Genomic DNA, 14,626 nt, shown 5'->3' with positions numbered 1-14,626 from the left:
CTATTCACGATAATGGATACGCGTGTGCTTCCGATTATTATTCTATTACCGTTAATACTTGGCACGACCCTTGTCCTGTGGCTGAAGCAATTCTCTCGAGGGGTAACAGCTTTAGGGGCAATCGGGGTCAGTTTAAGCAGTTTCGTACTGCTACTGACTCAGGCAAAAACAGTATTGAGTGGCAATGCCATTTTAGAACAATGGCAATGGTTACCCCAAATTGGGATTGATTTTAGCTTTCGTTTAGATGCATTAAGTTTAATTTTTTCATTGCTGATCACGGGTATTGGCACCCTGATTTATATCTATGCTTACTATTATTTAAATCCTAAAAACTCTCTCAGCAAACTTTATTCATTATTGATGCTATTCATGGCAGCGATGCTGGGTATTTCTCTATCAAACAACCTCATCATATTATTGGTGTTCTGGGAGCTGACCAGTATTTCATCATTCTTGCTTGTGGGTTATTGGAGTAATTACGAAGCAGCGCAACGTGGCGCACGTATGGCAATGACCATCACGGGGATGGGTGGCTTAGCCATGCTGGGTGGTTTTATTTTAATTGGTCATATTACAGGAACCTATCAAATTGACCAACTCACCACAATGACAACAACAATTCAAAATAGTGGTTTATTTGTTCCTGCCTTATTATTGATTTTATTGGGTGCATTTACCAAAAGTGCACAATTTCCGTTTCACTTTTGGCTTCCAAATGCAATGGCAGCCCCAACGCCTGTATCGGCGTATTTACATTCAGCAACTATGGTCAAAGCAGGGATTTTCCTTGTTGCTCGCTTGCTTCCAATTTTTGTGGGTTCAGCGTTGTTTCATAATCTCGTGACCACTATTGGATTATTTACCTTATGTATGGCAGCATTTTTTGCCATTTTTAAAGAAGATTTAAAAGGGTTACTGGCCTACTCAACGATTAGTCATTTAGGTCTGATCATGTGCCTATTGGGCATTGGCTCACCATTAGCTGTTGCAGCTGCAATTTTCCATATTATTAACCATGCAACGTTTAAAGCTGCTTTGTTCATGATTGCAGGCATCATTGATCATGAATCAGGTACACGTGACTTAAGAAAGCTCAGTGGACTGTGGCAACTGCTTCCTTTTACTGCAACATTGACCATGATTACTGCTGCTAGTATGGCAGGTGTACCACTCACCAATGGTTTTATTTCTAAAGAAATGTTCTTTACAGAATTATTGGCGAACTTATCTGGTGGCTATGTTGTTTTAGCTGCAATCGTTGCAACATTGGCAGGTCTCTTTGCAGTAGCCTATTCGGTACGTCTTGTACATGGTGTATTTTTTGATGGTGATGTAGGACGTGATGTGCCCAACAAAAATGCGCATGAACCTCCGCTTGGCATGCGCTTACCGGCAATTATCTTGGCAACGTTATGTATTCTTGTCGGTATTCTTCCTGCACTTTTGGTGGAAAATATCGTCAATGCAGGAACACGTGCCTCTACACAGCTGTCAAACTTTGAAGGTGTTCATTTAGCCATTTGGCATGGTTTTAATCTGCCTTTACTGATGAGTGCGATCGCCCTCATCGGTGGTGTGATTTTCTACTTTGCTTTAGCCAAAGGTGGGCGAATTCGTGAAATTGACCTTGACCCAAGTTTAGGGCGTTTACAAGGGAAATTATTATTTGAAGACTTCCTGAAAAATCTGTTATCGCTATCCCGCAAAGTAAAGAAAAATACTGAAACAGGTTCATTACAAAATTATTTGTTGCTGATTCTAGCCTTAAGTATTGCTTTAGTTGCTGCCCCGCTACTCAACCAAAACCTCACTACAGGAACACGGGAACTGACGCATGCACCATTCACAGCAATCGTCCTTTGGTTGTTGCTGTTCTCTGCATGTTGGATGATGTTGTGGTTCCATCATGAACGGATCAAGGCAGTTTTAATTAGTGGTGCAATTGGTCTGGTCGTCACCATGATTTTTGTGACGCTCTCAGCACCTGATCTTGCACTGACACAAATTACTGTAGATGTGGTCACCACCGTACTGTTGTTGATGAGTTTGTCCCTTCTTCCTCAATTGACACCTTATGAATCAAGCCGTACACGACGTTGGCGTGATGCTGTGCTTGCCATTGGTGGAGGTATTGGAATCGGTTGGATCGCATGGTTGATCATGACACGTGATCACAATTCAATTTCATGGTTCTTTGTACAACAGTCGCTTCCATTGGGTGGTGGCTCAAATATCGTCAATGTCATTTTGGTCGATTTCCGTGGTTTCGATACCTTTGGAGAAATTGCCGTATTAGGTATCGCAGCGATTGGCGCACTCTGCATGATGGATGGGATGCGTACACACGGTACAACCATGACAAAAGGATTAAGCTATCGTTTTAATCCTTCGCCTTTAATGTTCCGTATGACCGCTTCATGGGTACTTCCTGTTGCATTGGTGGTCAGTTTGTATATTTTTCTACGTGGACATAATTATCCAGGGGGTGGCTTTATTGCGGGGTTAATTACCTCAATGGCACTGGTGATTCAATACATTGCACTCGGACAAGACCAAGCGGAGAAAATGCTGCGAGCAAAATCTGGTCGACTTTATGAAGTCTGGATTGGATTAGGATTATTGATTGCAGGGCTGTCAGGCATTGCTTCATGGTTATGGGCTCGTCCTTTCCTCACCAGCGCACATGTCTATGTTGAATCAAGCCTATTTGGTACATTCCACCTTGCTTCTGCAGCCGCATTCGATCTTGGTGTATATGGTACTGTGGTTGGTGCAACAATGTTACTCATTTCTGTTTTAGGCGACTCTAGACATTCCAGTATGTCTGGTCCAGTACCCAAGGAGTAATGCATGATCAGTTTAGAATTTTTAATTGCATCTGCGATTGGATTATTGGTTGCCTCTGGTATTTACCTTATTCTTCGAGCTCGTACCTTTCCTGTTGTACTTGGATTGGCAATGATTGGCTATGCCGTGAATATTTTTCTATTCGCAATGGGAAGAATACAAATCAGCTCACCTGCCATTCTCATTCAGGCAACAAAAGTCACTGATCCTTTACCACAAGCATTGGTACTCACAGCAATTGTGATTGGCTTTGCGACCACAGCTTTTATTGTGCAATTGGCATTGCGTAGCCGATATGAATCGGGTACTGACCATGTCGATGCAAAAGAGGAACCAAGTAGTTTTGACCCACGCGAGGATGAGCCGTAATGAGCAGCTTTTTAGATTTTTGGTATGCTCACTCTCCGATTATGAGTGTGTTGATTCCAGCATTTACTGGTTTCTTACTCATTTTACTGGGCAATCCTGGTTCTGGGGCTTTAAAACATGATTGGCGGCAGCCTTGGCGTCGTGGTCTGAGTTTAGTTTCTATTGTTCTCGGACTTGCGACTGCTATTGCTTATCTGCTTCAAGCCAATACTGGAAAAATATTTGTTTATCAATTGGCTGAATGGTCCGCACCATTTGGTATTGTCTTGGTGCTTGATCGTTTATCCGCATTAATGTTGGTGCTTACCTACGCGCTTGCAACCCCAATTTTATGGTTTGCCAGTAAGGAATGGGATGAGCGTGGTCGCTACTTCCATGCGATGTTCCATCTATTGCTGATGGGATTAAGTGGTGCATTTTTAACAGGCGATTTATTCAACCTCTTCGTGTTCTTTGAAATATTGTTAATGGCGTCTTATGTATTGCTATTACATGGTCAAGGCAAAGCACGTTTTCAACTTGGTATACATTACGTCACGATTAACTTACTTGCTTCTGCCCTGTTCTTGATTGGATTAGGGATGATTTATGGCAGTGTGGGCAGTTTAAATATGGCAGATGTAGGACGATTGTTACCGACTTTAGACAACGATCAACATCGACTTGCCGTAGCGGGTGGTTTACTGCTGTTCGTGGTCTTTGGAATTAAGGCAGCCATGTTACCTGTCGGTTTTTGGCTACCAAAAACTTATGCTGTCGCAACAACACCTGTTGCTGCCATTTTTACGATTATGACCAAAGTCGGTGTGTATGCGATTTTACGCGTTAATGGCACAGTATTTAATGATGCTTTAGCTGCGCATTTTCTTCAAACATGGTTACTGCCGATTGGTTTGTTGACTTCACTTTATGGGGTCATTGGAGCGCTGGCTGCAGAGCGTTTGCGTCGTTTCGTCGGCTTTATGATACTGTCTTCGATTGGCACAATCTTAGTTGCTATTGCAATGCTGAATACACAAGCATGGTCGGCAGGTTTATATTATCTTGTACATAGTACTGTGATTGCAGCATCGTTCTACTTAGTGTGTGGCTGGATTACTTCACAACGTGGTGCAATGAAAGATCATCTCAAAGTTGCGCCTAAAATGAAGCAAGACAAAGTATTGGCAATGACATTCTTTGTGATTGCATTGATGATGGCTGGCTTACCACCATTTAGTGGCTTTTTAGGCAAGGTTTTGATTTTGCAAGCCACTGCAAATATGGCAGCGCAAGGCTGGATTATTGCGGTGATTTTAATCGTTAGCCTATTGAGTATTATTGCTTTTACCCGCGTCGGATTCATTCTGTTTTGGCGTGCAACTGCACCTGAAAATAATCCTAAAGAAGAGGCTTATGCTGCTTATCAAGCTTTGCCAAATCAAGCACCGCCACGCAACGATAAAACGATTTATCTGCTATTGGCAGGTTTAATTGCCTATGTCGTCTGTGTCGCACCGATTTTAAATTATGTTGAAAAAACAGCAGCACAAATTACTGATGCCTCTTTGTATCAACATGGTATTTTAAAAACTGATGAACAAGGACAAACCATTAGTGTCCAACCGTTCGATCCAAACTATGTTCCTGAAACCAAATACAATGGTGAAATGGTCGATCCAAACGCGCATTATATTCCTTATATTATTAGCCCAGATACGCTACAAGGTGAACATATCTCCGAGTATAAGCAACGTCAAATCAAAGGACAGGAACAGCAGCATACGGAAAATAATCAACTGAAGCCAATGGAGCAATAAATGCAAAATCAATCATTATTGACCCGTATAGTGCCACATCCCTTTGTATCGGTGATTGTGGCAATGAGTTGGCTGATGCTGAATCATAGCGCTGAAAGTTTTGACATTGTGGTTGCAATCGCTCTAGGCTTGATTATTCCCAAATTGATCCAACCCTTTATTGTTTGCACCCCGAATATTCATTGGAAAAGTGCAATTCAATTATTCTTTGTAGTGCTATGGGACATTATCATCAGTAATATTAAAGTCGCAAAACAGGTTTTGGGACCCACAAAAAATCTCCAACCGAAGTGGTTTCGGATTCCTTTAGACACTGATCATGAACACGTCAATACCCTGTTGGCAATGATTATTACCACCACCCCCGGAACTGTCAGTGCGGGGATAGATCAAGAGCGTGGTGACATTTTGGTTCATGCCTTAAGTTGTGATGATGTGGATGCTGAAATCCAAGCGATTAAAGCACGCTATGAAGTCCCGTTAATCGAGATATTTGACCTTCAACAAGGAGAACGCTCATGAGTATCCTGCCTTATGCGTTAGGCATCTGCCTCGTTGCTGTCACGCTCTCTATGTTGCTGTGTTTAATCCGTTTGGTGATGGGACCTTCGATTGTAGATCGCTTATTGGCACTAGATACCTTGTTTTTAAATGCGACCTGCTTAATCGTTATTTTGGGGATTTACTGGGCCAGCACCTCGATGTTTGAAGGTGCACTTTTGGTCGCCATGCTTGGCTTTGTTTCAACTGCAGCGCTGGCTCGCTATTTTACAACGGGTCATGTTATTGATTAAAGAGGACGATCATGGAAAATAATATGCAACTCATCATGGAAATTATCGTTTCATTCTTCCTCATCATTGGTGCATTTTTTACTTTGGTGGGTGGTATCGGGATGGTCAAACTGCCTGACTTATTTATGCGACTTCATGCGCCCACAAAATCCAGTACTTTAGGTTTAGGTAGCTTTTTACTTGCAGGTATGATTTACGCTGCATTTAATAGTCGCTTAGGTTTTGCAGAACTGCTCATTACCTTGTTGGCTTTTATTACTGCACCTGTATCTGCAAACTTAATTGCGCAAGCCGCAATCCATTTACGACTCCGTTCTACCTCTGGCGATGTTCCTGAAGCAATCAATCGCCCTTTACCTTGGCAACGTCAGAAAATCATCAAACAATTTAAGGATGATATTTAATCCACCTTGAGCTTAAAAGCAGTGTTAAAGATTCAGTTTTAACACTGCCTCATACCGCGCCTTAACACAAGAACTCTCAGTAAATGAAGTCACATTTCAAGATAATTGACTTAATATTAATAAGGCAATACTAAGCCTTCTAAAATAAGAAATTAGAACACCATTCCACATAAATTTAAAATTCAACGCTATGCCAATGCAGTGAAACATGTACAATAAAATCAGCTTAATAAATGAGATTGAGTATGTATACTGGCATTGTTCAAGGCTTAGAAAAAGTGGTCAATATCCGACATAGCGATCACTTTACAACCCTTTATATTTCTAATGAAAATCACTTTTTCGACGATATATTTATTGGTGCAAGTGTTGCAATTGATGGAACATGCTTAACCGCAACAGGTTATGATACCGTGTTACATACGGTGTCATTTGATGTCTCAGCACTCACCACATCGCTGACCACACTACAATTTTTAAACATTGGCGATCAAGTCAATATCGAAAGGTCGATTAAAGCTGGAATGGAAAATGGTGGACACAATCTTTATGGACATATTGAAGGTATGGCAACCATTAAAGATGTTATCCATACAGGTGAGACTGTACATATTGATCTTGTCATCCCTGATGAAAATATCAAATACTTCTTTAAAAAAGGTTTTATTGGGCTGCAAGGTTGTAGCCTAACCGTCAATCGAGTTGATCGACAAAGCAATGAAATATCCGTGGATTTAATTCCAGAAACCTTAAGATTGACCACCTTTAAACATGTCCAAATCGGTGGAAAACTCAATTATGAAATCGACCAAATGACCCGTACTATGGTGGATACTTTAGAAAGTATCCATCAACGTCTCAATGAAAAATAAAAAAAGCCAATATAAATCATTGGCTTTTCAAGTGCGATTCAATCTTTAACTATACAATGGTGGATGAACTTCTTCTTGGAAACTTTCCATTCCATAATCATCCGCCAACTTTTCCTTCCAATAAGCAACAATCTTTGAATAATCAATTTCATCTGGATGAAAATCAGCTTTGTAATAAGACAAATATTCTGGAATCAATGAAATCAGCATCTTAGAAATCATATAAATTCCAAAAATATTTTGTGGTACTTTCGGCAAACTTTTTTTCCAGTCTTGCATAAACAAACGTGTTGCAGAATAGAACGTTAAACTTGCAAAACCCGTGGTTACATTGCGCATGACTGTGCGACGAGTACGGTCATCCTTATAAATCGCCTGATATACATCAAAAGCCACTGAACGATGCTCGATTTCCTCAATGGCATGCCATACCCAAAGTTTGACCGCATCATCATCCAATGTACTTAAAACTTCAGGATGCCGCAAAATATAGCCTCCCAACAAGGCAGTAAAGTGTTCAAAAGCAGCGGTGACTGCAAGCTGTAATTTTGGATGTACACTTTTTATAAATGCATCGCGGCGAGCTAACCATGCTTGAAAACTATCGAGGTTATAATCATCACGACGCCATGCATCATTGAATTCTGTATGTGCTTTGGAATGCATCGCTTCTTGCCCAATGAATGCAGCGATTTGTGCCTGTAATTTTTCATCTGTAATTTTGTCACGCACATTGCGGACACTATGCACAAAGAATTGCTCACCGATTGGAAAAGTCGAAGATAATGCCGTGAGTAAGTGAGACATCACGGGTGAATTCGCAAAAAAATGTCTACGAATGGCTTTAGGGTTAAAGCTTGGTTTACGGACTTTAATACCAATAGCTTTAGGACGATTTAAATATGATTTTTCTGCCGTCACTTGAACTGTTGACATCGGTCTAATCCTACATTTGTCTGAATTTAACCTATATTGGCACAATCTCAATATTTGTATATTGCAGAATCATTCATCAAGTAGCAAAAATGCTCACTATGTCAAAAAAGCCAGATAAACATTGATAAAAACCTTTTTAAAATATGGGATAAAAATTTAAAAATCAATAAATTAGGATAAAAATAAAGCTTTTATAATGATTTATATTTTGTCACTAAAACCTACAAAGTTCCGACAAAAACAAAGCCTGCGATGACGCAGGCTTTGGAAATGGGTCTTTGAATGTTAAGCGTTTAAACATCAAACATCAAGGTAATCCAAAATACCTTCCGCTGCTTCACGACCTTCCCAGATTGCGGTCACAACCAAGTCAGAACCACGAACCATATCACCGCCTGCAAAGATTTTTGGGTTAGAGGTTTGGAATTTAAATTCTTGCTTTTCAGCAGCAAGTACTCGACCAGAACCATCTAAATCTATGTTTGCGCCTGCAAACCAATCCGCTGGAGAAGTACGGAAACCAAAAGCAAGCAATACAGCATCTGCTGGTAAAACTTCTTCAGAACCCGGAATCGGTTCAGGGCTACGACGACCACGGCTATCTGGCTGGCTGAGTTGAGTCGTTACAAATTTAACACCTGTCACTTTACCATTTTCGCCTACGATTTCAATCGGTTGACGATTGAATTGGAATTCCACACCTTCCTCACGCGCATTCTTCACTTCACGGCGAGAACCTGGCATGTTTTCTTCATCACGACGGTAAGCACAAGTGACCGTTTCAGCACCTTGACGGATTGAAGTACGGTTACAGTCCATCGCAGTATCACCACCGCCAAGAACGATAACTTTTTTGCCCTGAACGCTGATGTATTCAGATGGATCTTTTTCCCAGCCTTGTGTACGATTTACATTGGCGATCAAGAAATCCAGCGCATCATAAACGCCATCAAAATCTTCACCTGCAAAGCCGCCTTTCATGTAGGTATATGTTCCCATACCCATGAATACAGCGTCATAGTCTGCAAGTAATTGGTCAATGGTGATGTCTGTACCAATTTCAGTATTCAAGCGGAATTCAACGCCCATACCGGTGAAGATCTCACGGCGGCGTTTCATTACATCCTTTTCCATTTTGAATTCTGGAATACCAAATGTAAGTAAACCACCGATTTCAGGACGTTTATCAAAAACAACAGGTTTTACCCCATTACGTACCAAAATATCTGCACAACCTAAACCGGCTGGACCTGCACCAATAATTGCAACTTTTTTGTCGGTCCATTTTACTGAGGACATATCTGGACGCCAGCCTAAAGCAAAGGCAGTATCGTTGATATATTTTTCCGCATTACCAATGGTTACAGCACCAAAACCATCGTTTAAGGTACAAGCACCCTCACATAAACGATCTTGTGGGCAAACACGACCACAGACTTCAGGCAATGTATTGGTTTGATGGCAAAGCTCTGCAGCTTGGAAAATACGCCCTTCTGCAATCAGCTTTAACCAGTTTGGAATATAGTTATGTACAGGACATTTCCATTCACAATACGGGTTACCACAGCCTAAACAACGGTGGGTTTGGTTTGCTGCCACTTCCGCTGTAAAAGGTTTATAAATTTCCACAAACTCTGCTTTGCGGACATTAATATCTTTTTTCTCTGGATCTTGGCGTGCTACATCCAGAAATTGAAAGTCATTATTTAGGCGCTCTGCCATGTCTCTCTCCGTGGGTGAGCGTGGATAACTTTTTCACTTGTGTATATCTGTAAAGTTATCCACACCTACCTAAAATATGAGTAGTGGAATTATTGTGGATCTGCTTGAGTTGTCTTCAAAAGCGTTTGCAAATTAGCAGCTTTTGGTTTCACTAGCCAGAATTTACGGCTATAGAAATCAAACTCGTTGCGGATCTTGTACGCCCAAGCACTACCTGTTTCAGCAATATGTTCATCTAAGATGCGAAGTAAGAATTCTTGATGTTCTTCCATCGCTTCTGTAGAAATACGGTTTAACTCAATTAATTCGTGGTTGTAGTAATCGACGAAGTCATTGTCCAAGTCAAGTACATAAGCAAAACCACCAGTCATACCAGCGCCAAAGTTGTGACCAACTTTGCCGAGCACAGTCACGATACCGCCAGTCATATATTCACAGCAATGGTCACCAGCGCCTTCGATAACAGCAAATGCGCCAGAGTTACGTACAGCAAAACGCTCACCTGCTGTACCTGCTGCAAATAATTTACCGCCTGTCGCACCATACAAACATGTATTACCAATAATCGCTGTTTCTTGGGTTTGGAATGGTGAACCTTTTGGTGGGAAGATCGAAACTCGACCACCTGCCATACCTTTACCAACATAATCGTTTGCATCACCTTCAAGGCTAATATGCAAACCACCCGCATTCCAAACACCCAGTGATTGTCCTGCTGTACCGGTTAAATTCACTTTAACTGGGTGTGCTTCCATACCCAAGTTGCCATAACGTTTTGCGATTTCACCAGACAAACGCGCACCAATCGAACGGTCACAGTTACCCACAGTGAAATGGAACGCACCACCAGTACTTGCTTCAATTGCAGGTAACATTTCAGCCACCATTTTCTCAGCAAGGATACCTTTATCAAACGGCTCGTTGCCTTGTACTTGGCAATATTGTGCTTTCCCTTCCGCAGATGGATGCGATTCTAACAATGCACTCAGGTCTAAGTGCGCATGTTTTTCTGTTTCACCTGGCAACATTTCCAACAGATCAGTACGACCAATCAAGTCTTTTAATGATGCTACACCGAGTGCTGCCAACCATTCACGAGTTTCTTCCGCAATAAAGTGGAAGAAATTAATCAGCATTTCTGGCTCGCCAATATAATGCTCTTGACGTAAATGATCTTGTTGCGTTGCAACACCTGTTGCACAGTTGTTCAAATGACAAATACGCAGGTATTTACAACCTAAAGCAATCATTGGTGTTGAACCGAAACCGAAGCTTTCCGCACCTAAAATTGCTGCTTTTACAACATCTAGACCCGTTTTCAAACCACCATCAGTTTGTACACGAACTTTGCCACGTAAATCATTGACACGAAGTGCTTGATGCGCTTCAGAAAGACCCAATTCCCATGGTGAACCTGCATGATGAATTGAAGATAATGGCGAAGCAGCTGTACCACCATCATAACCCGAAATAGTAATGAAGTCAGCGTATGCCTTAGCCACACCAGCAGCAATCGTACCTACGCCAGGCTCTGAAACCAGTTTCACTGAAACCATCGCTTGAGGATTGACTTGTTTTAAGTCAAAAATCAATTGTGATAAATCTTCGATTGAATAAATATCATGATGTGGTGGTGGAGAAATCAAGGTCACACCAGGCACTGAATAGCGTAAACGGGCAATTAGACCATTCACTTTACCGCCAGGTAACTGACCACCTTCGCCCGGTTTCGCACCTTGGGCTACTTTAATCTGCAAAACTTCAGCCGATGTTAAATATGCAGGTGTTACACCAAAACGACCAGAAGCAATCTGCTTAATTTTAGAGTTACGGATCGTGCCATAACGTGCAGGATCTTCACCGCCCTCACCAGAGTTTGAACGACCGCCAATAGTGTTCATTGCAATTGCAATCGCTTCATGCGCTTCAGGAGATAAAGCACCTAAAGACATACCTGCTGAGTCAAATCGCGGTAAAATTTCTTCAACCGATTCAACTGCTTCTAATGGAATAGAATGCTCAGTTTTCAGTTTTAATAAGTCGCGAATTGTAGCAATTGGACGTGTATTCACTAACTCAGCATATTCTTTAAAGTCAGCATAGTTTCCAGAACGTACTGCTTTATGCAAAGCATTGATTACGTCTGGATTGAATGCGTGATATTCTTTATCAAATACAAATTTGAGTAAGCCACCTTGGTCAATCGGTTTACGCGATTTCCAAGCTGTTTCCGCTAATTTTTTCTGATCATTTTCAAGATCAGTGAATGTTGCACCTTTAATACGGCTTGGTACACCTGTGAAACACTTATTCACGACTTCATCAGACAAACCAACGGCTTCAAACAACTGACCACCACGGTAAGATGCAACTGTAGAAATCCCCATCTTAGACAAAACTTTGAGTAAGCCTTTCTCAATGCCTTTACGGAAATTTGCCTGTGCATGGATTGGGTCGCCCAATAACTCACCTTTTGCAATCAAGTCATTGATTACATCATATGCAAGATATGGGTAGATCGCCGTAGCACCGAAACCTAAGATCACCGCAAATTGATGTGGATCGCGTGCTAAAGCAGTTTCAACAATAATGTTGGCATCGGTACGCAAACCTGCATTAATCAGGAAATGATGGATTGCACCTGTTACCATAGCAGAATTGGCAGGCAGATAACCCTGACGGATTTTCTTGTCTGAAATTACCAATAAAGTTTTGCCATCACGAATCGCCTGTGCAGATTCTTCACAGATTCTGCTGATCGCAGCTTCAAGACCTTCCGTTTCAGGATAGTTCAAATCAATATCTGCAATTTCATAACCTTTACGACCCAAGGTACGAATCTGATGCATTTTAGAGTTTGACAAGACAGGGCTTGAAATAATCAAGCGATCTGCATGTTCAGGACCTTGTTCAAATACATTTTGCTCACGCCCCATACATGTTTCTAACGACATCACGATAGATTCACGCAGTGGGTCAATAGGTGGATTGGTGACTTGGGCAAATTGCTGACGGAAGTAATCCGTGACATGGCGAACCTGACGTGACAACACAGCCATAGGAGTGTCATCTCCCATAGAACCCACAGCTTCCTGACCGCTTTCCGCAATTGGACGTAATAGTTGGTCACGCTCTTCAAAGGTCACCATAAACATTTTTTGCGCTGCTTTTAGGTCATCGCCTTTTAAGCCTTGATCGCATAAATATTCTTCAAGTTCTGGGCTACCTTGCACACGAACTGAGTTTTCACGCAACCATTCACGATATGGACGCATTTTTTTCAGATGATTACTGACGTCTTTAGTATCCAGCATTTTGCCTGTGAATGTATCAATCACAAGAATTTGCCCTGGACCTACACGACCTTTCGATACCACATCTTCAGGTTCATAACCCCATACACCAATTTCTGATGCCAATGTAATATAGCCATTTTTAGTGATCACCCAACGCGCAGGACGTAAGCCATTACGGTCAAGCATACAAATCGCATGGCGACCATCTTGAATCACCAGACCTGCAGGACCATCCCATGCTTCCATATGCTTTGAGTTGAACTCATAAAATGCACGTAAATCCGCATCTAAAGTTTCAACGTTTTGCCAAGCAGGTGGTACCAACATGCGCAATGCACGGAATAAGTCCATACCACCGCCAACAAGAAGCTCAAGCATGTTGTCCATACTTGACGAATCTGAGCCTGTCCGATTTACAATCGGATTAAGCTCTGTGATCCCTGGCAATAAAGGGTTTTCGAACTTTGGTGTACGTGCTACCGCCCAGTTACGGTTTGCTGTAATGGTATTGATTTCACCATTATGTGCCAAATAACGGAAAGGCTGTGCCAATGGCCAACGAGGCAAAGTATTGGTAGAGAAACGTTGATGGAAAACAACGATATGTGAATCCAAACGTTCATCAGCAAGATCTTTGTAGAATTCTGCAATATATGCAGGCATCATCAAACCTTTATAGCTGATTACAGTAGAGCACAATGTAGTGACATAGAAATACGGGTCAGCAGTCAGCTGTTGTTCAGCACGACGACGTGCCATAAGTAACTTACGGTTAAACTCAACCTCAGTTACGCCCATTGGGCAGTTGACAAAAATTTGTTCGAACGCAGGCAAAGACTGCATTGCAATTGAACCCAATGCATCATTATTGGTGGGAATAACACGCCAGCCAATCACACGACAACCTTCATCCTCAATTTCTTTAGTGAGAATCTTTTTCGCATGCGCTGCAAGAGCAGGATCTAAGTTTAAGAATACTGTACCGACTGCAAATACTTCACTCAGTGTAATGTCACTAATTTTCTTTGCTTCTTCACGAAAAAATGCTTTCGGCATAGCCAAGAGTAAACCACAACCATCACCGGTCTTACCATCTGCGGCAATACCACCTCGGTGTGTCATACAACTTAGACTATGAATCGCGGTCTTGACTAAATCATGACTCGCATCACCCTGCATATGGGCAATCAAGCCGAAACCACAGTTATCTTTAAACTCATCCGGTTGGTATAAACCTTGAGCGGGAGCTACAGTATTAGGCGATGGCATGTGCATAGCGTACCCTTCTTTCTACATAGGCCCATGAGGGCGAAAAACATTCAAACACTCAATTACGATTTTTAAGTATTTTCGTATACCAAGTAAACACTTAGTCTAAATCGAATACCAGTCCGTTTTTTACTTTAATTGCAAAATTGTTTTACAGCTTTCGCACTGAAATAAAGCACCAATCATGACTTAAAATCGCACACCAACTAAATCATTTCGCTCCAAAATAGGGACAATCAACTCAATTAGCGCAACAATAAAGCAAAAAATATGCCAGTTTTTATTTTTGTTCACCAAATCGCTAAAATACAGTGA

At 41.6% G+C, this 14,626-nt stretch carries 10 protein-coding genes; 7 read left to right on the top strand and 3 right to left on the bottom strand.

Features of this window, described 5'->3' with window-relative positions; translation table 11 throughout:
• Positions 1-12 precede the first annotated feature (12 nt).
• The 7 genes from AAV97_RS09085 to AAV97_RS09055 all read left to right on the top strand — a co-directional run bounded on the left by AAV97_RS09085 (position 13) and on the right by AAV97_RS09055 (position 7,088).
• The gene (locus tag AAV97_RS09085) at positions 13-2,850 is read left to right on the top strand and encodes a monovalent cation/H+ antiporter subunit A (protein WP_046760391.1); all 2,838 of its coding nucleotides are present in this window, start codon (positions 13-15) and stop codon (positions 2,848-2,850) included.
• Positions 2,851-2,853: 3 nt separating this feature from the next.
• A complete protein-coding gene (locus AAV97_RS09080; RefSeq protein WP_004825361.1) occupies positions 2,854-3,219 on the top strand; it encodes a Na+/H+ antiporter subunit C in 366 nt (121 codons plus the stop codon).
• On the top strand, positions 3,219-5,018 hold the full coding sequence (locus AAV97_RS09075; protein ID WP_046760390.1) for a monovalent cation/H+ antiporter subunit D: 1,800 nt from the start codon (positions 3,219-3,221) through the stop codon (positions 5,016-5,018). The genes AAV97_RS09080 and AAV97_RS09075 overlap by 1 nt, the downstream gene beginning before the upstream one ends.
• Complete coding sequence (locus AAV97_RS09070) at positions 5,019-5,540, top strand: Na+/H+ antiporter subunit E (RefSeq protein ID WP_005034327.1); 522 nt, start codon at positions 5,019-5,021, stop codon at positions 5,538-5,540.
• Positions 5,537-5,812, top strand: coding sequence for a monovalent cation/H+ antiporter subunit F (locus AAV97_RS09065; protein WP_004825367.1), 276 nt, complete (start codon positions 5,537-5,539; stop codon positions 5,810-5,812). Before AAV97_RS09070 ends, AAV97_RS09065 begins: the two co-directional genes overlap by 4 nt.
• A 23-nt stretch (positions 5,813-5,835) precedes the next feature.
• Positions 5,836-6,216, top strand: a complete 381-nt coding sequence (locus AAV97_RS09060) for a Na+/H+ antiporter subunit G (protein ID WP_034707997.1) — start codon at positions 5,836-5,838, stop codon at positions 6,214-6,216.
• 245 nt (positions 6,217-6,461) lie between these two features.
• Positions 6,462-7,088, top strand: coding sequence for a riboflavin synthase (locus AAV97_RS09055; RefSeq protein WP_004825370.1), 627 nt, complete (start codon positions 6,462-6,464; stop codon positions 7,086-7,088).
• 45 nt (positions 7,089-7,133) lie between these two features.
• On the opposite strand, the gene AAV97_RS09050 is transcribed toward AAV97_RS09055, so the two are convergent.
• The 3 genes from AAV97_RS09050 to gltB all read right to left on the bottom strand — a co-directional run bounded on the left by AAV97_RS09050 (position 7,134) and on the right by gltB (position 14,311).
• Positions 7,134-8,024: a metal-dependent hydrolase gene (locus tag AAV97_RS09050; protein ID WP_004825372.1), complete on the bottom strand. Its 891-nt coding sequence runs from the start codon at positions 8,022-8,024 to the stop codon at positions 7,134-7,136.
• Between the two features lie 300 nt (positions 8,025-8,324).
• Positions 8,325-9,746 (bottom strand): FAD-dependent oxidoreductase, encoded by a 1,422-nt coding sequence (locus AAV97_RS09045; RefSeq protein ID WP_004825375.1) that lies wholly within the window; start codon positions 9,744-9,746, stop codon positions 8,325-8,327.
• Between the two features lie 89 nt (positions 9,747-9,835).
• Positions 9,836-14,311, bottom strand: coding sequence for a glutamate synthase large subunit (gene gltB / locus AAV97_RS09040; protein WP_171249361.1), 4,476 nt, complete (start codon positions 14,309-14,311; stop codon positions 9,836-9,838).
• Between the last annotated feature and the right edge of the window lie 315 nt (positions 14,312-14,626).

This window comes from Acinetobacter sp. Ag2 (assembly GCF_001005515.1).
Lineage (GTDB): Bacteria > Pseudomonadota > Gammaproteobacteria > Pseudomonadales > Moraxellaceae > Acinetobacter > Acinetobacter bereziniae.
Note: the sequence above shows the minus strand (reverse complement) of the source record. Positions and strands in the feature narration are given on the sequence as shown.